This window comes from Clostridium beijerinckii (assembly GCF_036699995.1).
Lineage (GTDB): Bacteria > Bacillota > Clostridia > Clostridiales > Clostridiaceae > Clostridium > Clostridium helianthi.
The window spans coordinates 4,579,923-4,603,948 of record NZ_CP144906.1 but is presented as its reverse complement, the minus strand read 5'-3'; the positions used below and the strand labels follow the sequence as shown (position 1 = coordinate 4,603,948).

Sequence of the window (24,026 nt, the reverse complement as noted above, 5' to 3'; positions counted from 1 at the left end):
ATGATTTTTAAATTAGCAGTAGAATATATTTGGAGAGGGTAGAAAAAAATCTAAGATTCGCTTAGTGTTATATAACACTGAGCTTTTTTCATATCTAATTATTTTCTCAAAATAGTTGCACAAATTATTTTTTATTGACTTTTCTATAAACTTATAAAAGAAAAGTACGATAAGTATAATAATGAAGTAGTAAGGCGCAATTAAAAAATAACAAGTGTTATTTCTTTCAAGAGCCTAAGAAATGGAGAAATGTATTATGAGTATTGATAGAATAAGTAGAGCGACATATATAAATGCATATAACTCAAATAGCAGTAAAGCTGTCGAAAAGACAAAGAAAACTAATGATGTAGATAGAATTGAAATTTCAGAACTAGGAAAAAGTCTTAAAGGTTACTCATTAGATAGTAATATACAAAATGCAAAAAAAATAGCAGATATTAAAAATAAAATAGATAGCGGAATATACAATGTTGATGCAAGATTAACTGCAAAAAGTATGTTAAATGCAATGAAGGAGAGTAAGGCATAAATATGATAAATGAACTTATTAAATTAATACAAAGCCAAGAAGAAGAGTTAAAAAAACTTTTAAAATTATTAGAAACTCAATATAAGATGATAATGAGTAAAGATGTATTTGGTTTAGAGGGATTAGTTGATAAGATTAATGAATCTGGTAAGAAGATTGCAAAACAAGAAATAGAGAGAAGAAATATACTTGGAGATAATGGGATAACAGAAGTTGTGAATAATTCAAATAATGAGCAATTAAGAGAAAACTATAATAATATAAAAAGAACATTGAATTCAGTTATTTCTCAAAAAGAAACAAATGATATGTTATTAAAGCAACAAATACTATTTAATAATAAAATGTTAGAAATAATGAATCCAAGAAGAGAAATAAAGACATATAACTCATATGGAAATTTATCAAGATAGATAAAACATTTGATTGCACATAAACTTTTATGCAATTTAATAAATGTTTTAAGATCAGTAATTACAAATTTCAAAACGGAGTATTTCTACATTAATAACTTATAAGTGGAAAAATAATAAGGATGTTACAATATATAGAACATGGAAGTTGGTATTATTGAAAGGTAGGAAAAAATATATGGCAGGACTATTTGATACGTTTACCATTGCTAAAAGAGGGTTAAATGTTCAGCAAGGAAATATAAATACAACATCTCATAACATAGCAAATGCGAATACTACAGGATATTCAAGACAGAGGGCTGTAGCTGAGACTACAAGGCCATTTGGTGGAATGTCAAGATTTGATACAACAGGTGTTGGACAAGTTGGAACAGGTGCTGAAATTACATCAATACAAAGAATTAGAGATTATTTTATAGATTACCAAGTTAGAAGCGAATCAGGAACATCAGGATACTATACACAGGTAAGTAATACATTATCAAAGGCAGAGGATATCTTTGGTGAACCGTCAGATACGGGTATACAAGAACTTACAAATAAATTTTTTAATGCATTTCAAGAAGTATCTAAAAGTCCAAATAAATCTGATGTTAAAACGGTAGCTATTAAAGATGCTTCAGCACTTGCTGATGCATTAAATTATACTTATAATCAATTGAAAAAGGCTCAAGATGATAGTCAATCACTAATTCAAACTAATATTACTGATGTAAATAGCTATCTAGACCAAATAAATGAACTAAATAAGCAGATAAGAAGTATTTCCTCAGTTGGACAAACTGCGAACGATTTAATGGATAAGAGAGATAATCTTCTAGATCAATTAAGCTATAAATTTGGAATAAAAGTTGATAGAGATAGCCTTGATACTATAAATCTTTCGTCAACAGAATATCCGGATGCAGCTTTAGTAAAATCAAATCCAAATGATACAGACTATTCTAGGTTTTCATATGTTAAGAGTGCAGTAGCGACTAAAGATGCATCTGGAAATTTCACTGGAGAGGTGACAGTGGAATATTATCCTTTAGGAAATGAAAAATCTTCAACTAAGTCATTTAAAATAACAACAGATTCTAGTAAAGCTAAAGATTTAGCAGATAATTTAATGCAGAATAGAATTTTAATTGCAGATAAAGATGGAAATGCAGTGGGGATGACTAAAACTATAGCTAAAGATCCAAACCCTGCACCCACAGCTGGGATAACAACCTCAACAGTAAATGGTGTAACAACAGTTACAAATGTAACGGCTATAAAAAATACAGATGGATCAACAACATACACCACATTAGTGAAATCAACACCTCCAACCACCGATACACAATTGAAGGGCGGAATTTTTCAAACTTATAAATATGATAGCGAAAGTGGAGTTAATAATGTAGATGATAATCATATAAGAGGTGAAATAGCTGCAAACCAATCTGTGCAACAAACTATAAAAGGATATATGGATAGTTTGGATAGACTTGCAGCAAGTTTAGCATACTCAGTTAATGCAATTCAGACTGGAAGTATTGATGGAAATGCTACTACTCTTTCGCAAGGGTTATCTAAAAACTTAATTTTCACAAATGCAGGAAATATAACAACCGATACAGGAATTACAGCAGCTACTATAAAAGTAAATAATGCTTTAGTAAAAGATCCTACCTTGCTAAACTGCAATACAACTTCAACAAGTGGGGAAGGAGATGGAAAAAGAGCTAATGCAATAGCTAATCTTAGTTCGATGAAAATGAACCTAAGTAATGTTAAATCTACAGAAGATTTAACTAAAATGACCAGAAAGAAGTTTCTAGAAGAGATAGGGATAGATGATGCATCTGGTACTGGAACAGGGTTTTCAGATAGCACTTGTTTAAATTTAAATGCTGGAACCAATGGATCCACAGTTGATAGCTACTATAAGACTATAATAAATAATATCGCAACAACAACACAAGAGGCCAGCAGGCAGGTTGATAATCAGGAGACGGTATTATCTAATTTGGAAAATCAAAAAGCGTCAGTTTCAGGCGTATCTCTGGATGAAGAAATGACTAATTTAATACAATTCCAACATGCTTATCAAGCCAATGCAAAAATGATATCAACGATAGATGAGTTATTGGATGTAGTAATAAATGGGTTGAAGAAATAGGAGGTGTTTTGATGTCGTTTAGAATAACAAATAGCATGTTAAGTAGCAATTATTTAAGAAATGTGAAAAGAAATATGAACAATATGCAGACGCTGCAAAATCAATTAGCTTCTGGGAAGGAAATAAATAAAGCATCAGACAATCCTTATGTGGCATCAAGAAGTATGCAGTTAAATGCAGAAATATCTTATAATAAGCAATATGATGAAAATATAAAAGACACATCAAATTGGCTTGATACAACAGATACAGCATTGTCTCAAATGGGAAGTATTTTTGGGAGAATAGAAACATTGCTTGTAAATGCGGGAAATGGAACTTATGGGGATGATGAAAAATCAGCGATAAAAGATGAAATTAAGGAAAAAGTTAATGAATTATCTCAAGTTTTAAATACGAGTTTTGATGGTTCGTATATATTCGGCGGTACAAAGACAAATTCTAAGCCAACTACAGTTGTGGATGGTAAGCTAGAATATGCAGATAAAGATGGAAATTTTATAAATGTATACAAGCAGTCAAATGGAACAATAACAACTTCAGCAACTACATCAAATATTTCATATACGTTAACTGCGAGTGATATAACATTACTAAACTCTGAATTAAATAATACAACATCGCCGCCAAGTGATGCGAGAAAGACTGAAATAAATACATTAATACTGGCAGGTGTGGGAGCATCTGAGTATAAATCAGTAGATGGAACTATAACAACATCGGCTACATCGACAAATAAGCAAGTAGGTTTGACCATGGCTGATGTAACAGCTCTCCAAAATGAATTAAATAATACAACATCACCACCAAATGCAGCTAGAAAAAATGAAATAAATAATATACTAACGCAGGCGACTCCTATAACTCAAATTAATTCAAGCTTAGAAGTTGATATAACCCAAGGAGTTAAAAGTATTTATAATAAAACGGCAGTAGATGTATTGGAGTTTAAAGATAAAAATGGGAAGAGTATAAATGTTTCTGATTTATTATCAAATATAGTGAATGATTTAGGTACAAATGGATCTGGTAGTAATCTTATTACTAATGATTTGAATGATATACAATCTGTAACGGCTAATTTACTGCAAAAGAGATCAGAAGTTGGTACTATGCAGAATAGAATGGATTCAGCGCAAACAAATAATGAAACTCAGAATTATAATATGACAGATATTTTATCTAAAACAGAGGACGTTGATTTTGCTAATAAGACTATGGAGTATTCAATGATGCAAACAGTTTATACAGCTTCACTGCAGACTAGTGCTAAAATATTACCGATGACTATACTAAATTATTTATAGTTAGGAGAAGATAGATATGAAGTTTATTTCTAAAGTCCATGGTGAAATGGAATATGAAGATCATAATATAATTACATTTAACAAAGGGCTGCCAGGGTTTGATGAGTTGAAAAAATTTATTCTTTTAGATTTGCAAGGATATGAGCCTTTTAAATTGTTACAATCATTGGAGAACGAAGAAATTGCACTCATAGTAACATCGCCATATGAATTTTTTGAAGATTATGAGATTGTATTGAGTGAGGAAACAGTTAGCAATTTGAAAATAGATTCTCCGGAGCAGGTTAACATAATTACCACAGTAACGTTAAACTCAGATGTAAAAAAAATAACTACTAATTTACAGGGGCCGATAGTTATAAATAGTTCTAATAATTTAGGGGAACAAATAATATTAGATAATTCTAAATATCAAATAAAAAATCCTTTAATGTAAGGAGGTAAAAAATGCTAATTATAACTAGAAAAAAAGGTGAATCCCTAATGATTGGGAATGATATAGAGATTGTAATAAGTAAAATAGATGACGGAAGCGTTAAAATTGGAATTAAGGCACCAAAGGATGTGTCTATATTGAGAAAAGAAATATATGAAGAAGTAGAGAATGAGAATAAGGAAGCAATTAAATTTGATATTAATGTATTAAATAATATAAGAAAAAAATAGATATTCAAATTTAAGTGTGCAAGCAACAAGGAGGTATTAAAAACATGGATGTTAATAACCTAGGACAAAATTCAATTAATTTAAATTCATATAACTCAAATTTATCTGAATATACAGAGGCTAATACTGATGCTGCGATTAGGAAAGTTAAGAGTACTGATACTCAAACATCAGATGATAATAAAACTAAAAATGAAGAATATAATAAAAAGGATTTAGATGATGCATTAAAAAAAATAAATAATTTCTTAAAAGATGAGCATACCAGAGCAGAATACTCTTACTATAAGGAACTTAAAACAATGATGATAAAAGTAGTTGATGAAAATACTAATGAAGTAATATTAGAAGTTCCGCCAAAAAAGATTTTAGATATGGTTGCGAGTATGATGAGACAGGTTGGTTTGTTGGATAAAAAAGCCTAATTTAATGGAGGGATCTCTGAAAGGGGAAATATTTATTTGGAATTTAAGCTAAATAAAATTGATACTGATATTAGAAAAAAAATCCAAGAAGAAACCAAGGAAGATAAAGTACATTCTGGAAAAGGTATAAGTATAAAAAAAGATGTGAAAGAAGAGGATTTTGAAGAGAAGGATTGCCATAGTGAAAAAGACCATGAAAAAAGATATTTTACGGTGAATGGAGTAAAATATAATCAAAAAAATATAGATATAAAGGTAGAGAAAATAGAAAAGATAAATGAAGGCAATTCTAAAGGAAGTATTTTAGATACAGTAAAGTAGGAGGATTTAGAATGTATTCTAATGGATATAACGTATATAAGAACAATTCTGTAAATTATGCATCAAAAGAACAATTGCTGCTAATGCTTACTGAAGGTGCAGTTAAGTTTTGTAAAATATCAAGACAAGCTATAGTGGATAAAGACATAAAAAAAGCTAACGAGGCTTTGATAAAGACACAGGATATATTTTCAGAACTCATGGTCAGTTTAGATACAACTGTGGGTGATTGGGCTGTTCAATTATTTAGGGTATATGCTTTTATTAAGGAAAAGTTAGTTGAGGCAAATATTAAAAAGAGTTTGGAAATAATAGATGAAATTCTACCTCTTATAGAAGATATAAATGAAACTTGGAAAGAGGCCTACAAAAGATCCAAGAGGTAAGTAAAGGAGTGATATAAATGACAAGTATTTATCCAAGCAGTGCTAGTAGCTCGACTAAGAGTAGTACTTCAAGTGCAAATTTATTAAGAATATCAGGTATGGCATCAGGTATTGATACTGACTCAGTAGTTAAATCAATGGTTTCAGGTTATCAGACTAAAATAGACAAGGCGAGTCAAACAAAGCAGTTATTACAATGGAAACAAGATGCTTATAGAGATATAATAAAGCAAGTAAAGGGGTTACAAGATTATTTTGATCCTCTTTCGAGTAAATATATTTTAGGGGGGAATTCGTTAAATATTAATACGGCTACAAGTGATAATACGGCTACTGTTTCAGCAACAGCAAGTTCTAGTGCTCAGGCTGGGAATTATAATATTCATGTAAGTCAGCTGGCAACCAAAGCAAGAATTGAAGGAAATCCTAAAGATTCTATCATTGGTATTGGGGATTTCACTACCAGCACTGGACAAAAAATATTGGACAAGGATAATAATACGCTACTAGATCTAAGTGGCTTAAGTGGAACTGGCACAGACTTGGTAGAAAAAATAAATAGCAAAATTGCGTCTTCTAGTTTAAATGGTAAAGTGTCAGCATCATATGTTAAAGAAGGTAGCGGCAGTTCTGCTAAGGAATATATTAAATTCATTAATCTTAACCCGGATACAGTTGTTAAATACAGTGATTCAAGTAAATCTGTACCAATTAACATTAACGGTGGGATATTATCTTCTTCAACACTAGTATCTTCAGATTTTGGATTTGATGCAACAAAAGGAGATATTAGTTTTAAATTAAATAATGGGGGCAAAGATTATAATGTTTCACTTAAGGTGGATAGTAGCACTACATTAAAAAATTTGGCTGACCAAGTTAACAGTGCAACTAGTGGTGCCATTACGATGAATGTAGATGATACTACGGGTAAAATTTCATTTCAGTCAAAAAGCTACGGCTCGGCTTCTAATATTACTATAACTAATTTGAACTCGGATAATAATGTTATTACGAACTTAGGATTATCCACTAGTGGCGTAACAACACTTAATGGAACGCAGGGAAATGATGCAATAGTCTCTATCACAGCTCCTGGGAAAGCAGAAGTTACTACAACACAGAGTTCTAACCAATTTACTTTAAATGGAGTTTCGTATAATTTAGTTGGAACTAATGCAACAAATGAAAGTTCAAATATTACAGTGGCATCAAATGCTAGTAATGTTGTTAGCAATATTAAGAATTTTATTACAGACTATAATAATGTAATATCAACTATAAATACTAAGTTAACAGAAAAGAAAAATACTGATTACCAACCACTTACTGATGCTCAAAAAGAAAATATGAGTGAAAGCCAAATTACAGCATGGGAGGCTAAGGCGAAAGTTGGCATACTTAGAAATGATGACTATCTAAGTGGTTTGATGACTCAGGTTAGAGGGATATTTTCATCTCCAGTATATAGAAGTTATGATAGTACAAATACTAGCTCTGGAAAAGTATCATTAAGTTTTGGTCAATATGGTTCTAATTCTATAGGGATAGACACATCAACAGATGTTACAGATGGTGGAAAGCTCGTTCTTAAGGATGAAACAAAATTAAAAAATGCTATAGAAAATAATTTTGATGATTTCAAAAAAATGTTTATTGGATCTTCAAGTAAAACTTTAAATGAGAATCAATCTTATGTTGGTTCGGGAAAATATATGGAAGATGGATTGCTTAAAAGAATAGATACAGTACTTAGAGACTATGTATCGGCTCCAGGGTTAGGTGAAGATGGTACATATAGTTTATCTGGAAGTATGAATATATTTGTAAATAAGCAGTATGATTATAGCAGTATGGCCTCAGGTGGAAAAAATACGTTACCTGATCAAGTATATAATCAGACTTTAAGCATTAGTAAGCTAAAGACGCAAATGTCAGATGCTGAAACTAGATATTATAAGCAATTCACAGCATTAGAAACAGCAATGAATGCTTTAAACTCTCAACAGAGTCAACTTAGCTCTATGCTTGGGATAAGCTAAGTAAAATATAAATGATTGAAGTATTCGCTATTTACTGAGAGAGAGTGTGAGTAAAGTGAATTTAGAACAAATAATATTTGAATATAAAGACATTACTTTGACTATTATGGAATTAATCAAACTTGAAGAATATGAGAAAGTAGATAAATTTTTTAAACAAAGACAACTTATTTTAGATAATATTAATAAGTCGAGTTATTCAAAAGAGGAATTAAAAGAATTTTTTATAAAGTTCCATATAGATGAATTAGATAAAGTATTGGAAAGCGAAATGAAAAATAAGAAGGAAGAGTTACTCATAAAGATAAAACAAAATCAAAAGAGAAGAACAGCAATGAATGGTTATAATAATTTGCAGGCAAAAGCTGTGTTCTTAAGTAGAGAATTTTAAAATATAAATAATCTAAAAATACTATAAAGTAATAGGAAATGTTAACGAATATAGAAATATAAGATTTAATTATTTATTACTTGGAAATAATTAAAAAAACTAAAGTGATAAACAATTAACTCGAATATAGTAATAAGGCTTATAAGCTATTAACTCTTAAGAGTTGATATAAATTAAAAATGAAGTTGTGACAGGGAAGTCTAAACTTAAAAATCAAGGAGGAATATATTATGATTATTAATCACAATCTTATGTCAAATAATGCAATTAGAAACGCAAACGTTAATTCTACAGCTGCAAGTAAATCAATGCAAAAGCTTTCTTCAGGTCTTAGAATTAATGGAGCAGCAGATGATGCAGCAGGACTTGCAATTTCTGAAAAAATGAGAGGTCAAATCCGAGGTCTTGATCAAGCATCAAACAATGCTCAAGATGCTATATCATTAACTCAAACTGCTGAAGGTGCATTAAATGAAACTCAAAGCATACTTCAAAGAATGAGAGAATTAGCAGTTCAATCATCAAATGATACTAATACAACGGTAGATAGAAGTGCTATAAAAGATGAAGTTAAGCAACTTACAGATGAAATTGATAGAATAGCTAATACTACTGAATTTAATACTCAAAAGCTATTAGATGGAAGTAAAAAAGGTCTTGTAGATGCAGCGAATTCTAAAACAACATTACAATTAAATACGAATGCAGATATAAAATTAGCTGGAACAGTAGGGGATACAACAGCAACTAATATTTCAGACAGTTTCACAGTTACAATAACTAGAACACAAGGAACTGGTACTTCATATGTATCTAGTGACTTTACTAGCTCAGTTGTTGGTGGTACAGCTGCATCATTTAGTATTACAGATGGTGATACAATATCTTATGGTGGAGTAAGTATAGATCTTACTGGTGGTACTGGAACATTAACAAGTATGTCATCAGGAGAAAGTATTACAATATCTGTTAAAGCTAAAGTTGATCAAGCAACTGATGTTACAAAGTCAATCAGCATGCAAATTGGTGCAAATAGTGGACAAAACTTACTAGTAGGAATAAATTCTATGAAAGCTAAAGATTTAGGAGTTAGAAATAGTGATGGTACAGCGCTTGATATATCTTCTGCTGATAAAGCTACTGGAGCTATAACTCAAATAAATAATGCTATAGAAAAAGTTTCTGCTGAAAGATCTAAGCTTGGTGCACTTCAAAACAGATTAGAACATACAATAAATAACTTGGGAACTTCATCAGAAAACTTAACTTCTGCTGAATCAAGAATAAGAGATGTTGATATGGCTAAAGAAATGTCAACATACTCAAAAAACAATATTCTTTCTCAAGCTGCTCAAGCAATGCTTGCTCAAGCAAATCAACAACCACAACAAGTTCTTCAATTATTAAGATAATTTATAGAATTAATTTACAAGAGGATAGGGAAACCTATCCTTTTATAATATGTTGCCTTTATAGAGAATCTATATGAAATTGACTTTGTATAAAAGTAATATATTACAAAAGGAGAACTAAGTTATGAAGATATCTGCATGTATGATAGTTAAAAATGAAGAGAAAAATATAGAAAAATGTATAAATAGTTATAAGGAAATAGTGGATGAAATAATAGTAGTAGATACTGGGTCTGAGGATAATACTGTTGAAATAGCTAAAGATTTAGGAGCGAGCGTATACTTTTTTAAATGGATTAATGATTTTGCTGCCGCAAAAAATTATGCACTAGATAAAGCTAAAGGAGACTGGATTATTTTTTTGGATGCGGATGAGTATTTTGGTCAAGATTCAGCTAAAAAAGTAAGAGGGATTTTAAAAAGTTTAAGAGGTACGAAATATTCGGCTGTTGGATGTAAGCTTATAAACATTAATAAGGTAAATAATAAGACTATAGATTCTTTTATGCAAGTTAGAATTTTTAGGAATGATAAGAATATAAGATATAAATCTAGCATTCATGAATCCCTAAGTAAAAAGAATGATAAAGTACATATAATGTCATTTTATGATGAAATTGAAGTTTATCATACAGGATATTCTACAGATATAAATAAAGGAAAGGCTAAGAGAAATTTAGAAATTTTATTAGAAGATATAAAATCTAACGGTGAAAATAAAGAGTATTATAGATATCTATGTGACTGCTATTTTGCGCTTGAGGATTATGAAAATGCTCTTAAATATGGCGAGCTTCATTTAAACAGTAATGTAAAAGTGATCGGTTATGAAAGTAGGATTCATAAAGTTATATTAGATTGTATGTGGAATTTAGGCAGACCAAGGAAAGAAATTGAACAAAGAATAAAAAGTACTATAGATATATTTTCAGATCATCCAAATTTTTATTGCTCTTATGGTTTTTTTCTACTGGATGAGAAAAGATATGAAGAAGCATTAAATAATCTTTTGGCGGCGTTAAGTTATAATAATAGTTACAATGGTATAGAAGTGAATTTGATATTAGGATTGATTCCTTACATACATTATAGAATAGGATTTATTTATGAAGTTAAGAATTCCTACGAGAAGGCCGTTGAGCATTATTATCTAAGTTTGAGTAAGGATAGATTCAATAAAGATGCTTTTCAAGCTATTTTTAAGATAATAAGAAATGAAAAATTAGAAGATACAGTAGCTTTTTTAAATAGTATTTATGATATTAACAATGAAAATGATGTGCAATTTATCGTAGATGAACTTATAAAGCTAAAGCCTAGAGGTATTTTGGCTTATTATGCAAATATATGGTATAAAAACTTTGGTCATGAGGATAGTGCATTAACTTTTACATTATTAGCAGAAGGAAAATTCGAGACAGCTTATAAAATATTTAGTGAAGGATATGGTGAAGAATCTAATGAGATACTAGCTATAGTTAGCGGGATATTGAGTGGTGATTCAGCTATTATGAAAGAGCTTTTGAATACAAACAAGCCTTCCTTCAAAAGAATAATAAGTGAATATGAAGGAAAGAGTAATATTTTACTTGAAGAGGATTTAGACAATTATATAGCATTGTTTAGAGAGTTATGTCTATTTGATAGAAGTGATGTTATAAAAAGATTTCTAGACTTAAGAAGTAGCTTTAAATCTAACGTATCTATAGAAATAGCAAAAGTTCTTATGAGCAATGAAAATTATAAAGATGCGTTAAAATTTTATAATGAAAGTGTACAAGAGGTGGAAGATAAAAACATATTGATGTATATAGGCTATTGCAATTATAAACGTGGAGAACACAATATTGCTTATATTAATATAAAGAAGGCTATACAGAACGGGTATAGTGGAAATGATGCACACGAATTTTTAAGGTGGATAGGAGAAAAGATGTAGTTCTTAAGTTAATTTGCTTTTATTTTCTTATGTTTTTGTATTATTATGGAACATTATGTACTATTTAATAAAATTTATAACAATTATAAGTATAAAGAAATGTAAATAATTATCGATAATATACTTTGTATGGAGAATATTTGTATAATATATAAAGATTTTTATTAAAAATAAGAAAATAGAAAAGAGGTTCAGAAATGAAAGTAGTAATACTTGCAGGAGGATTAGGAACTCGAATTAGCGAAGAAAGCCATCTTAAGCCAAAGCCTATGATAGAAATAGGTGATTCACCAATTTTATGGCATATATTAAAGTATTATTCCTCATATGGGTTTAATGAATTTATCATTTGTTGTGGTTATAAGGGGTATTTTATCAAAGAATATTTTGCTGATTACTATTTGCATAGAAGTGATATAACATTTGATTTTGCTGATAATAATAATATGATAATACATAATAATATAGCAGAACCATGGAAAGTTACAGTGGTAGATACTGGCTTGGAAACTCAAACGGGTGGAAGAATAAAGAAAATAGAGAAATATGTTAATAATGAAACATTTATGTTAACATATGGAGATGGGGTTTCGGATGTTGATCTAACGAAATTATATGAATTTCATAAGAAACATGGAAAAGCTGCTACGATTACAGCAATACAGCCTGGTGGAAGATTTGGAGTTTTAGATATTGATAACGACCACCAAATTAATCAATTTGCTGAAAAAAACAAAGAAGATGGTGGATGGATTAATGGTGGCTTTATGGTATTAGAGCCTGAGATATTCAAATATTTAGATAATGATATGACCGTGTTTGAAAGAGAACCTCTTGAAAATTTAGCAAAAGAAAATAAATTAATGGCTTACAAACATACTGGTTTTTGGAAGTGTATGGATACACTAAGAGATAAAGAGGCATTGGAATACTTATGTAAAATGAAGCAAGCGCCATGGATAAGATGGTAGTGATATAATTTAAAACATATATGGAGGAATATTAATGATTACTAAGTCATTAGAAGCGGATTTACAATATACATACAATAAATTATCAAAACAGGAAATAGACAAATTAACAGATTCAACTATTCTAATTACTGGTTGTGCTGGATTTTTAGGATATTATTTTGTACATTTTTTATATAAATTTAAGGATGATTTGAAATTGAAAAGGGTTATATGCCTTGATAATTTTATGCTAGGTTATCCAAAATGGATTGATGAAATCGGAAAAGATGAAAGATTTGAAGTTAAAGAATTTGATATTATTAAAGATAAAATTAGTGATATAGAAGATGCAGATACAGCAGATTTTATTATACATATGGCATCTATAGCATCTCCTATATTTTATAGAAAGTATCCGATCGAAACTTTGGATGCTAATATATGGGGATTGAGAAGTCTTTTGGATTATTATTCAGAAAAAAACATCAAGGGATTTCTATTTTTTTCCTCAAGTGAACTTTATGGTGATCCAGCACCAGAAGCAGTACCTACATCTGAGGAATACTATGGATATGTATCTGCAACAGGACCACGCTCGTGCTATGATGAGTCTAAGCGATTTGGGGAAACTATGTGTATGCTTTTTGCACAAAAGTATAATATGCCAATTGGCGTGGCGAGACCATTTAATAATTATGGACCTGGCATGAAGATTAATGATAAACGTGTACCCGCAGATTTTGCTAAAAATATAATTGATGGAAATGATATTATCATATTATCGAATGGTAGTCCAACAAGAACTTTTTGCTATATTGCAGACTCTATAGCAGGATATTTTAAAGTAATGCTGCACGGAAAATATGATTATTTCAATATTGGTATAGAAAAACCTGAAATTACAATTAAACAATTAGCAGATATATATAAAGAAGCAGGTAAAGAAATATTTGGATATAAGGGTAATGTAATTTTTAGTTCATCTGAAGACAAGGAATATTTAACTAATAATCCGCAAAGAAGATGCCCTAATATAGATAAGGCTAGAAATATATTAGATTATAATCCAGAAATACTTGTAGAAGATGGAATCTATAGATTTTTAACATTCATAAAAGAAAGTACTGAGGAAAATTTGATATGGTAACAGTTTTTGGTTTAGGATTCGTAGGACTTACAACAGCCTTAGGCTTTGCTCATTTAGGCCATAAAGTTTATGGGATTGATGTAGATGAAAAACGTAAGAATACACTTAGAGAAGGGAAAATACCTTTTTTTGAGCCTTATATGGAAGATGTTTTAAATGATCATCTTAATAAGAATTTTTTTGTAACAGATGATGTTGAAGAAGCAATAAGAAATAGTGAGTATGTATTTTATTGTGTTGGAACACCATATGGAGAAATGGGAAATGCTGATTTAACTTATTTATTTTCAGCGATTGATAGAACTATTGATGCAATTAAAGATGATAAGTTTAGAGTATTAGTCACAAAATCAACAATACCTCCATCAACTACGGCTGAAAAGATATATCCATATGTTAAATCTAAAGGGGAAAGAGCAGAAAATATAGGAGTAGCTAATAATCCAGAGTTCTTAAGGGAAGGACATTGTTGGAAAGATTTTATAGAGGCAGATAGAATTGTTCTTGGCTGCAATGACTCAAGATCTATGGAAATGCTATTAGATCTTTATAGGGATATGAATATACCAATTAAATGTGTATCTCATTCTACAGGTGAATTTATAAAATATTTATCAAATACACTTTTAGCTACTTTAATTAGTTATTCAAATGAGATGGCTCAAGTTGCAGACCACATAGGTGGAATAGAAATTTCAGAAGCATTTAAGATTTTACATATGGACAAGCGATGGAATAACTGTAATATGACTTCGTATGTATACCCAGGCTGTGGATATGGCGGCTATTGTCTTCCAAAGGATACAAATGCTTTATATTCCCAGGCTAATGCTAAAGGATTTGCTCCGCAAATATTAAAAAGTGTAATAAATACAAATGATAATATTTCACAAACTATAGCAAAGAAGATAATTAAGGGATTGAATAAAGAACAATCCATAGGAATATTAGGATTGTCATTTAAGCCAGAATCAGATGATGTTAGAGATACACCGGCAGTAAAGATAATTAAGGCTTTGATTGAGGATGGTTATAAAAATATATATGCATATGATCCAATAGCTATAGAAGAATTTAAGGAAAAGTATCCTGATATTATAGTTAACTATTGTGAAAGTGCTAAAGAAGTTTATGATAATTCAGATGTTGTAGCTGTTGTTACTGCTTGGCAGGAATTTAAAAAAATAAATGAATTTGGTAACAAAAAAATTATAGATTGTAGATATATGCTTTAGGCTTTATTAAGAGAGGCGGATTAGTTATGGAAAAAGAAAAAATCTTAGAGCTTGTTAAAGAATACTATAAAGAAAATCATAGAAAAAAAGACTATGAAATCGGTGATAGAATAAACTACGCTGGGCGTGTTTATGACGAAGAAGAGATGTGTAATTTGGTTGACTCAGCATTGGATTTTTGGTTAACAGCTGGAAAGTATACTGATGAGTTTGAAAAAGGATTAGCTAAATATTTAAGTGTACCATATTGTTCACTAGTTAACTCGGGTTCATCAGCAAATCTCCTTGCTATTATGGCGTTAACATCTCAACTATTAGGGGATAGAAGAGTTAAACGCGGAGATGAAATTATTACAGTTGCTGCAGCGTTTCCTACGACAGTAGCTCCTATTATTCAATGTGGTGCTGTGCCAGTATTTGTAGATATTGCAATTCCTTCATACAACTTAGATGTTTCACTTTTAGAAGGTGCTTTATCAGACAAGACAAAGGCTGTATTTATAGCACATAGTTTAGGAAATATTTTTGATTTACATAAAATTAAAGAATTTTGCGACAAACATAATTTATGGCTTATTGAAGATAACTGTGATGCCTTAGGTGGAGAATATGAAATAAATGGAGTAGTTAAGTTAACAGGAACTATTGGTGATATAGGAACATCTAGTTTCTATCCAGCACACCAAATGACAATGGGAGAAGGTGGAGCAGTCTATACAAGCAATCCATTATTAAATAAGATTATACGTTCAATGAGAGACTGGGGACGTGACTGTGTATGTTCTGGCGGGCAGGATGACACATGTAACAGAAGATTTAAAGGACAATATGGAACATTGCCTTTTGGATATGATCATAAATATGTTTATTCTCATTTAGGATATAATCTAAAAGCAACAGATATGCAGGCGGCTATAGGGGTAGCACAATTAAAAAAACTTGCGAGTTTCGTTGAAAAGCGTCGTGCAAATTGGGAGTATTTAAGAGAAAATTTAAATGGGCTAGAAGAAGATATCATACTTCCAGAAAAAGAAGATGGAGCAAACCCTTGCTGGTTTGGCTTTGTTATCTCAGTTAAAGAAGGAAGTTCTAAAACTAGAGATGAAATTGTATCATATCTTGAAAAAAACAATATACAGACTCGTTCACTATTTGCGGGTAATATTACAAGGCACCCATGTTTTGATGGTCTAGTTAATGGAGAAGACTATAGAACAGTTGGAGGGCTAAAAAACACAGATTTTGCTATGAATAATACATTTTGGATTGGTTTATATCCTGGTATGACTAAAGAAATGTTAGATGAAATGGTAAAAAGAATTAAAGAAAGTATAGAAATATAACTCCTTTACATTTAATCAGAGAGGATGAAATACGTATGATTAATGGAATAAAGATATTTGATTGCACAATAAGAGAAGTGGGATATCAAACAGGTTGGAATTTCGATGATTTATTCGTTAGAAATTTATATAAATTTGCACAAGGAAAAGGTATTGATTATATTGAACTAGGATTCTTTCATAATGAAGAAGCAGATCCTAACAGAGGTATATATAGATACTGCAGCACTAGAAATCAAGAAATAGCAGAAGTATTTAAATCAATAAAAAATGTTACAAAGATATCAGCTATGAGAGATGTCCAAAGACCATTAGCTAACTTATTGCCTAAAAAACATAGTGTTGTTGATACAATTAGATTGCTTACAAGATCTCATGAAACAGATTTTGATGTTTTGGATAGACAGGTTAGTGAAATTCAGGAATTAGGATATGAAATATTTTTGAATTTTACTAGTGCAGGATATAACGATATTGAAAAAAATATAAGCTTTGCTGAATTTGCAAAAGCAAGAGGAGTTAAAGCGATAGAATTTGCAGATACTGAAAGCGTAATGACAGAAAAATATGTAATAGATACGATTAGAGAATGTCATAAAGTAGGAGTGGAATTAGGCGTTCATTTACATGATAAGAATGGTACAGCTGAAATTCTTGCTGATTTAGCAATTAAAGAAGGAGCAGATTATATGGATGTGACTCATTTAGGTCTTGGTGGAAAATGGAGAGATGGAAATCTTACAATGGAATATCTATTAAGAAAGTTAGAAGTTAACGGTGGTTATGAGGCTACAATGATTAAAAATGAACTGATTGAAAATTTAATTAAGTACAATAAGTTTTCTGTAGCGGAATAACAAAAGGAGTAGTATGGGTTATAATAATTATGAGGAACAATTAAAAAATGCAATAGAATATGCAGCAATTACTGGAAGTTTTGATAAAAGGAATATTATTGATAGCTCTGAAAATGTATGCGTGTTTGGGTTAGGAAGATATTTTGAAGAAGCATTTGAGCAACAAAACGTTAAAGAAAGATTCCATGTTAACTTGTTGTGTGATAATAATAAAGAAAAACTTGAAGAAGTAAGCAACAGAGGTGGATACTTTAAAGGGATTGAATGTGTCTCTTTGAATGAATTGTCTCATATGAATAATGTAGCAATAATTTTAATGTTAGGAGATCCAAGAAGTGCTGAAACTCAATTAAGAGAATTGGGATTTAATAATATAATCACATATAATGATATGGTTCTCGATGAGGTTATGAATGGAAATCGAGATAAAGAGTGGTTTAAGGATCAAGAAGAAGAAATATTTAAAGCATATAATATATTGAAGGACGAAGAGTCCAAAAAGGTATTTGTAAATGTTTTGTGCAATAGAATAGCACCACAATTTTCAAAATATAAGTACGATGAAATATGCGTTTTACCGCAGTATTTTCCAAGTGATATATTAGGATTTACAGATAATGAAAGTTTTGTAGACTGTGGTGCTTATGATGGAGATACTTTAGAAAGTTTTTTAAAAGTTACTAATGAAAAATTTAGCAGTGCATATTCTTTTGAATTAGATAAAGATAATTATGATAAATTGTGCTCTAATGCAAGGATGCTTTCAAAGTCAGTAAGTGAAAAAATAGAATGTTTTAATTATGGAGTATGGAATGAAAATAAAACTATATCTTACGGAAAAATGTCATCATCAGATAGTTTTAGCATTTTTAATGAAAAAGAAATTACGACAGCCAAAGTCGTTAAATTAGACGATTTATTAGGAAATAGAAAAGTTACAATGATAAAAATGGATATTGAAGGTGCTGAAATGATGGCACTTGAAGGTAGCAATAAAATAATAACAGAACAGAAGCCTAAAATGGCAATTTGTGTATATCATAGAGTTGAAGATTTATGGAAAATACCAATTTATTTAAAAAAATTGGTTCCAAGTTATAATATTAGTATTAGACACCATGCAAACTTTTGGGTTTCAGAAACAGTTTGTTATGCCTATGTTGAGAGTATTACATAAACTATGGATTTGAGGAGAAGAGAGAATGAATTTGAATTTTTACGAAAGAAAGATTAAGGATGCAATCAGAGACGCGACAAATACAGGAAGTTTTGATAAAAGAAATATACTTAGAAATTCAAACTATATATGCATATTTGGCGTTGGTAAATTTTTTGAAGAAGCTTATGAACAATACTTCTTAAATAGAGATATAAAAGTTGATTATTTATGTGATAATAACCCGAATAAATGGGGAAAGGAATATAAGGGGATTAAATGTATATCTCCAGATGAACTAAAAAAATTAAAAAATGTTGTTGTAATTCCACTTATTGGAGATTTAAGAGGAGTACAAGAACAACTAGATGATATGAAAATAAGACATATTAATCCTTTTGCATTGTTTTTTGATATGATAGTTAACCTACCAATGGATAGAGAGTGGTTTGTAAACAACTCAAATAAATTTCTAGAAGTATATAATATTATTGATGATGATAAGTCAAAAAGAATATATGCAGATGTTATTAGTAATAGAATTGGTGAAAAATGTTTGCTGAATGATTATGAGGAAATATATAGTGATGGAGAGTACTTTGATCATGGGGTATTTAGACTTGGCAAAAATGAAGGGTTTGTAGATTGTGGAGCATACATAGGAGATTCAATATCAGAGTTCTTAGAGGTTACAGAAAATAATTTTGATGCAATATACTCGTTTGAAATGGATAAAAATAATTTCGAAATATTAAAAAATAATGTAATGAAAATAGACGAGGCGATTGCTAATAAGATTGAATGTTTTAATTGTGGTGTGTGGAATGAATACAAAGTTATTCAATATGGAAATGAAGAAAGTGGTTCGGGAGAAAGTTGCAGTTTCTATAAGGCCGAAAATAACTTATTAGATGAAAAACAAATTCAATCTGTGAAGGCAGTAAAGTTGGATGATGTATTATATAATAAAAAGGTTACACTAATAAAAATGGATATAGAGGGAGCAGAGCAAAATGCACTTAGAGGTGCTGAAAAAATTATAACGACACAAAAACCTAAAATGGCAATATGCTTATATCACAGAATTGATGCATTTTGGGAAATACCGCTATATCTGAAAAGTTTAGTTCCAGAATATAAAATTTCTGTAAGACATCATCAAAGTAATGGTATAGGTGGAACAGTATGCTATGCATATGTAGAGTAATAATTATATATCAATGGAGGAAAGTATGAAAATATCGGATTATGTTATGGAATTCATATCAGAACTAAGTATAAAACACGTATTTTATATTAGTGGTGGCGGTGCGATGCATCTTAATGATTCATTAGGAAGAAATGAGAATTTGAATGGGATATGCATGCTCCATGAACAGGGGGCATCAATTGCAGCAGAAGCTTATGCAAGAATTAATGAAGGTTATGGTGTATGTTTAGTAACATCTGGGCCAGGCGGAACTAATGCCATAACAGGCCTTGCAGGAGCTTATTATGATTCTACACCTGTAATTTTCATATCAGGACAGGCCAAGAGAGCAGATTTAGTTAATGATCAAAATATACGTCAGTTCGGGATTCAAGAGACTGATATAGTTTCAATAGCAAAACCAATATCTAAATATGCTGTTCAGATTCAAGAACCTGAAGAGATACGATATGAACTAGAAAAGGCAGCAGCTATTGCAGTTAATGGGAAGCCAGGACCTGTGTGGATTGACATACCACTCGATATTCAGGCAATGCAAGTAGATGTAGAAAGTTTAAAGGGATATAATACTTCTGAACTTAGAGAGTGTCCCTGCAATAAAGAAGATATTGATAAAACAATAGAATTATTTAATAAGGCAAAAAGACCAGCACTTATTTTAGGTAATGGAATTAGATTAGCAGGTGGAGTTGAAGAGGCGAGAGAGTTATATGAACTATTAAATGCTCCAGTAATGACATCATGGAATGGTGTTGACTTAATTGAAGACAGTCATCCATTATTTTATGGGAGACCAGGTGCAGTAGGGCATAGACACTCAAATTTTATTCAACAGAATGCAGATTTTGTATTAACTATTGGGACAAGATTAAACTTACTTTCTACAGGATATAATTTTGAGAGCTTTCTAGAAAAAGCTGATCATGTAATGGTAGAAATCGATGAAAATGAAATGAAAAAGAAAAGTGTTCATCCAAAGCTTGCTATAAACTGTGATGCGAAAGCATTTATCAAAGCTTTATTAGAAAGAAAAGAAGAATTAAAAACTAATATTAGAACAGAATGGATAGAACACTGTAATATACTGAGAGATAAATATCCAAGATTTATTCCAGAACAAGAACCAAGAGATGGATTTGTTAGTACATATCGTTTGGTAGATGAAATATCAAATAAAATGACAGAAAATGATATATATCAATTTACTAGTTCTGGAACATCTGTTGACATTGCAATGAAAGTATTTAGAATTAAAAAAGGACAGAGAGCTTTCTTAACAAAAGGGCTAGCAGCAATGGGGTATGATTTGCCAGCGTCTATAGGCTCTTGCATTGCATCAGGTGGAAAAAGAACTGTATGTGTTACAGGCGATGGTAGTATAGTGATGAATATTCAAGAACTTGAAATACTTAAGAGACTAAAACTACCAGTAAAACTATTTGTTGTTGATAATAATGGATATAGTATGATTTATGGTTCACAGGATGGAAATTTTAATGGGCATCTTACAGGATGTACACCGGAATCAGGATTAACTTTACCGGATATGAAAAAGCTTGCTGAAGCTTTTGGTATAAAAGCGTATCATATTGAAAATGTAGATGAATTATCTAATAAAGTATCAGAAATTTTGGAGTATGATGGCCCTGTAGTGTGTACTGTAAAAGCAGATATTACACAAAAAATATTACCAAAGCAAACAAATTATATGAGAGAAGATGGTCAAATGGCATCTAGACCACTTGAGGATATGTCGCCATTGCTAGATAGAGATGAATTTGAAGATAATTTTATTCAAATATAATACATTTGAAAGGTATGGGCGTATATGAATATATTAATAACTGGAGCTACTGGTTTTATCGGAACTGCATTATGTAAGGAAATGACAAAAGGTGGTCATAATGTTACAGCTGTAATAAGACCTAACTCTTTTAAAAGACAAAGACTACCTAAAGAAGTAAGTGTTATAGAATTGCCTATAGATAAATTAAGTGAATTAAAAGGTAGCTATGATTTATTTTATCATTTAGCCTGGAATGGTTCTTCAGGAAATGATAGAAATAATTTCGATATACAAAACAGTAATATACAATATACTGCAGATGCTATAAGGGCGGCTAAAAGATGTGGATGCCATAAATTTATAGGGGCTGGAAGTCAAGCAGAGTATGGAGTAGTTCATGGGTTGTGTAGTGAAGATACTACTGTGCCAAACCCGTTTATGATGTACGGTTCTGCAAAATTAGCTTCATATCATATGGGAAGAGTATTGGCAGAGCAGCTCGGTATTGCTTTAGTATGGCCTAGAATTTATAGTGTCTATGGTATTGGAGAAAATGATGGAACGCTTATATCATATGTAATAAAATCACTAAAAGAAGGAAAAGTACCTGAATTATCAGCTTGTGAAAATATGTGGGATTTTATGTATATTACTGATTGTACAAAAGCATTAAGGATTTTAGGTGAGAATGAAAAGGTCAAAGGTGTTTATAATATTTCAGCGGGAAAACCTAGAATACTTAGGGAGTTTGTTGAAGAAATTCGAGATATTGTTAATCAAAATTCATGTATTCAATTTGGGGCAAAAGAAGTAGATTTGAAAAGAACATTTTGGTTGGAACCGGATGTAACCAAGTTGAAAAAGGTTTGCGAAAGTTGTGAAGTGAATTTTGAAATGGGGATAAGAAAAATAATTAAAGAAGAGTAATTATAAGCTAGATGGAGTACATTCTGTAGATATTTCGTTAGTGGCAGAATGTGATTTAAATAGAAAAAATTTAAGAACAAGAGAAATATTAAGTTCAGAGAGGATGGAAAATTAATTTGTTTAATTTAGAGAAATATTATTTAGAAGCACATTCAGGTGACAAGGTTGATAATAAGGAAATTCTTAACTACATAAAATCATTTAAAAATATTATTATTTGGGGTGGGAGTTATCTTGGAAATGAAGTTGGTAAGTATCTCCTAAATAATGGTGTTGATATTAGTTATTATTGGGACATGAGAGCAGATGAACTTAAAAAAGTTAACGATATAGAAGTTGTTATGCCGTTTTCAACTGAAGATAAAGAAAATACATTGGTGATATTTTCTATAGGAAATAATGTAATAAGAAGTGGATTGCTAAAAAATTTACAGGAAAAAGGGTATTATAATGTTATTCGTGGAGATTATTTATATATGGGAACAATTTGTCCATTTGATAAAACTACAGGAATAGATTCAAAGCAATGCCAAGGAACAATGTGTTGTCGTTCTATTTTTTGTGAAAGGCTGAGCAATATTGTAAAAAGCAGAAATAGCAGCGAAAAACCACTGCATATGTTTAGTGTGACTTTTGTTATTAATTCTCGTTGTAGTCTTGGGTGTAAGTGCTGTACATCATACATGAATGCGTATCCTAAAGAAAAACGTAAAGATGTACCGTTTGAGCAAATTTCGGAAGACATCGATAATTTCTTTGATGCTATGGATAGTGTTGGCACTGTTACTGTAATGGGAGGAGAGCCATTTATGCATCCTGATTTATCAAAGATTATAAGTAAACTTCTTACAAAGAATAATTTTGGATTAGTCTCAATTGCAACGTCGGGTACGTATCCTATAAGAGAAGAACAATTAGAAGGATTAAATGATAAGAGAGTTAATATTAGTTTTTCTAATTATGAACAAAGTATTACTGAAAATCAGAAAAAAATGTTTTACGAAAATATAGAAATGGTTAAAAATGCGGGTATATCATATACAGTTGGAGTTGTAATGCCTGAATGGTCAATACCTTCTACATTATATGATTTAGGGGATAGTGAGGAAACTATGATTGCCAAAAAAAATGGATGCGTTCAGCCTCCACGTTGTATGCAGGTGAAAAATGGGAAATTACATCCGTGTGATTTTGGTACAGCTGTATATAGTTTAGGTATAGCTGATTATGAAATGGATTATGTTGATATAAAGAAATCAACTTCGAGGGAAGAATTATCAAAACAAATAAGGGAGTATATTGATCAACCATATTACCGTACATGTGGACACTGTGCGGGAATGCAAGGGCTTACTTCAAAAGCTGCTGAACAGGGAGTTATTGATTTTACAAAACCACTAAATCTAGAAGAAATTTGCGATTAGGA

The 24,026-nt window shown here is 30.7% G+C and carries 23 protein-coding genes; all 23 read left to right on the top strand.

Annotated features, from left to right (window positions below):
- The first annotated feature begins 256 nt into the window (after positions 1–256).
- The 23 genes from PZA12_RS21110 to PZA12_RS21000 all read left to right on the top strand — a co-directional run bounded on the left by PZA12_RS21110 (position 257) and on the right by PZA12_RS21000 (position 24,024).
- Positions 257–532, top strand: coding sequence for a flagellar biosynthesis anti-sigma factor FlgM (locus PZA12_RS21110; protein ID WP_103697579.1), 276 nt, complete (start codon positions 257–259; stop codon positions 530–532).
- Positions 533–534: 2 nt separating this feature from the next.
- Complete coding sequence (flgN, locus tag PZA12_RS21105) at positions 535–945, top strand: flagellar export chaperone FlgN (RefSeq protein ID WP_103697578.1); 411 nt, start codon at positions 535–537, stop codon at positions 943–945.
- Between the two features lie 178 nt (positions 946–1,123).
- Entirely contained in the window at positions 1,124–3,097 is a 1,974-nt protein-coding gene (flgK, locus tag PZA12_RS21100) for a flagellar hook-associated protein FlgK (RefSeq protein ID WP_103697577.1), read from the top strand.
- An 11-nt stretch (positions 3,098–3,108) separates the two neighbouring features.
- The gene (gene flgL, locus PZA12_RS21095) at positions 3,109–4,404 is read left to right on the top strand and encodes a flagellar hook-associated protein FlgL (protein WP_103697576.1); all 1,296 of its coding nucleotides are present in this window, start codon (positions 3,109–3,111) and stop codon (positions 4,402–4,404) included.
- Between the two features lie 16 nt (positions 4,405–4,420).
- Positions 4,421–4,840: a flagellar assembly protein FliW gene (fliW, locus tag PZA12_RS21090; RefSeq protein ID WP_103697575.1), complete on the top strand. Its 420-nt coding sequence runs from the start codon at positions 4,421–4,423 to the stop codon at positions 4,838–4,840.
- A gap of 11 nt (positions 4,841–4,851) precedes the next feature.
- Positions 4,852–5,070, top strand: a complete 219-nt coding sequence (csrA, locus tag PZA12_RS21085; RefSeq protein ID WP_103697574.1) for a carbon storage regulator CsrA — start codon at positions 4,852–4,854, stop codon at positions 5,068–5,070.
- A 44-nt stretch (positions 5,071–5,114) separates the two neighbouring features.
- Positions 5,115–5,495, top strand: a complete 381-nt coding sequence (locus PZA12_RS21080; RefSeq protein WP_103697573.1) for a flagellar protein FlaG — start codon at positions 5,115–5,117, stop codon at positions 5,493–5,495.
- 36 nt (positions 5,496–5,531) lie between these two features.
- The gene (locus tag PZA12_RS21075) at positions 5,532–5,816 is read left to right on the top strand and encodes a hypothetical protein (RefSeq protein WP_103697572.1); all 285 of its coding nucleotides are present in this window, start codon (positions 5,532–5,534) and stop codon (positions 5,814–5,816) included.
- A gap of 11 nt (positions 5,817–5,827) precedes the next feature.
- The gene (fliS, locus tag PZA12_RS21070) at positions 5,828–6,202 is read left to right on the top strand and encodes a flagellar export chaperone FliS (protein WP_103697571.1); all 375 of its coding nucleotides are present in this window, start codon (positions 5,828–5,830) and stop codon (positions 6,200–6,202) included.
- Positions 6,203–6,219: 17 nt separating this feature from the next.
- Positions 6,220–8,244, top strand: coding sequence for a flagellar filament capping protein FliD (gene fliD / locus PZA12_RS21065; RefSeq protein WP_103697570.1), 2,025 nt, complete (start codon positions 6,220–6,222; stop codon positions 8,242–8,244).
- 46 nt (positions 8,245–8,290) lie between these two features.
- Positions 8,291–8,635, top strand: coding sequence for a flagellar protein FliT (locus PZA12_RS21060; protein ID WP_146047533.1), 345 nt, complete (start codon positions 8,291–8,293; stop codon positions 8,633–8,635).
- A gap of 230 nt (positions 8,636–8,865) precedes the next feature.
- Positions 8,866–10,047 carry a flagellin gene (locus PZA12_RS21055; protein ID WP_103697568.1) on the top strand — a complete coding sequence of 394 codons (1,182 nt, stop codon included), beginning with the start codon at positions 8,866–8,868 and terminating at the stop codon, positions 10,045–10,047.
- Positions 10,048–10,171: 124 nt separating this feature from the next.
- Positions 10,172–11,986, top strand: a complete 1,815-nt coding sequence (locus tag PZA12_RS21050; RefSeq protein WP_103697567.1) for a glycosyltransferase — start codon at positions 10,172–10,174, stop codon at positions 11,984–11,986.
- A 197-nt stretch (positions 11,987–12,183) separates the two neighbouring features.
- Positions 12,184–12,957, top strand: a complete 774-nt coding sequence (gene rfbF / locus PZA12_RS21045; RefSeq protein WP_103697566.1) for a glucose-1-phosphate cytidylyltransferase — start codon at positions 12,184–12,186, stop codon at positions 12,955–12,957.
- A 34-nt stretch (positions 12,958–12,991) separates the two neighbouring features.
- Positions 12,992–14,086 (top strand): NAD-dependent epimerase/dehydratase family protein, encoded by a 1,095-nt coding sequence (locus tag PZA12_RS21040; protein WP_103697565.1) that lies wholly within the window; start codon positions 12,992–12,994, stop codon positions 14,084–14,086.
- Positions 14,080–15,321, top strand: a complete 1,242-nt coding sequence (locus PZA12_RS21035; RefSeq protein ID WP_103697564.1) for a UDP-glucose dehydrogenase family protein — start codon at positions 14,080–14,082, stop codon at positions 15,319–15,321. Before PZA12_RS21040 ends, PZA12_RS21035 begins: the two co-directional genes overlap by 7 nt.
- Before the next feature lie 26 nt (positions 15,322–15,347).
- Positions 15,348–16,664 carry a lipopolysaccharide biosynthesis protein RfbH gene (gene rfbH / locus PZA12_RS21030; protein ID WP_103697563.1) on the top strand — a complete coding sequence of 439 codons (1,317 nt, stop codon included), beginning with the start codon at positions 15,348–15,350 and terminating at the stop codon, positions 16,662–16,664.
- A 35-nt stretch (positions 16,665–16,699) separates the two neighbouring features.
- Positions 16,700–17,521 carry a pyruvate carboxyltransferase gene (locus PZA12_RS21025; RefSeq protein ID WP_103697562.1) on the top strand — a complete coding sequence of 274 codons (822 nt, stop codon included), beginning with the start codon at positions 16,700–16,702 and terminating at the stop codon, positions 17,519–17,521.
- A gap of 13 nt (positions 17,522–17,534) precedes the next feature.
- Positions 17,535–18,698 carry an FkbM family methyltransferase gene (locus tag PZA12_RS21020; RefSeq protein ID WP_103697561.1) on the top strand — a complete coding sequence of 388 codons (1,164 nt, stop codon included), beginning with the start codon at positions 17,535–17,537 and terminating at the stop codon, positions 18,696–18,698.
- 25 nt (positions 18,699–18,723) lie between these two features.
- Positions 18,724–19,884 carry an FkbM family methyltransferase gene (locus PZA12_RS21015; protein WP_103697560.1) on the top strand — a complete coding sequence of 387 codons (1,161 nt, stop codon included), beginning with the start codon at positions 18,724–18,726 and terminating at the stop codon, positions 19,882–19,884.
- A gap of 25 nt (positions 19,885–19,909) precedes the next feature.
- Entirely contained in the window at positions 19,910–21,691 is a 1,782-nt protein-coding gene (locus PZA12_RS21010) for a thiamine pyrophosphate-binding protein (RefSeq protein WP_181005974.1), read from the top strand.
- Positions 21,692–21,715: 24 nt separating this feature from the next.
- Positions 21,716–22,600 (top strand): NAD-dependent epimerase/dehydratase family protein, encoded by an 885-nt coding sequence (locus PZA12_RS21005; RefSeq protein ID WP_103697558.1) that lies wholly within the window; start codon positions 21,716–21,718, stop codon positions 22,598–22,600.
- A 116-nt stretch (positions 22,601–22,716) separates the two neighbouring features.
- Positions 22,717–24,024, top strand: a complete 1,308-nt coding sequence (locus PZA12_RS21000) for a radical SAM protein (protein ID WP_103697557.1) — start codon at positions 22,717–22,719, stop codon at positions 24,022–24,024.
- Positions 24,025–24,026 lie beyond the last annotated feature (2 nt).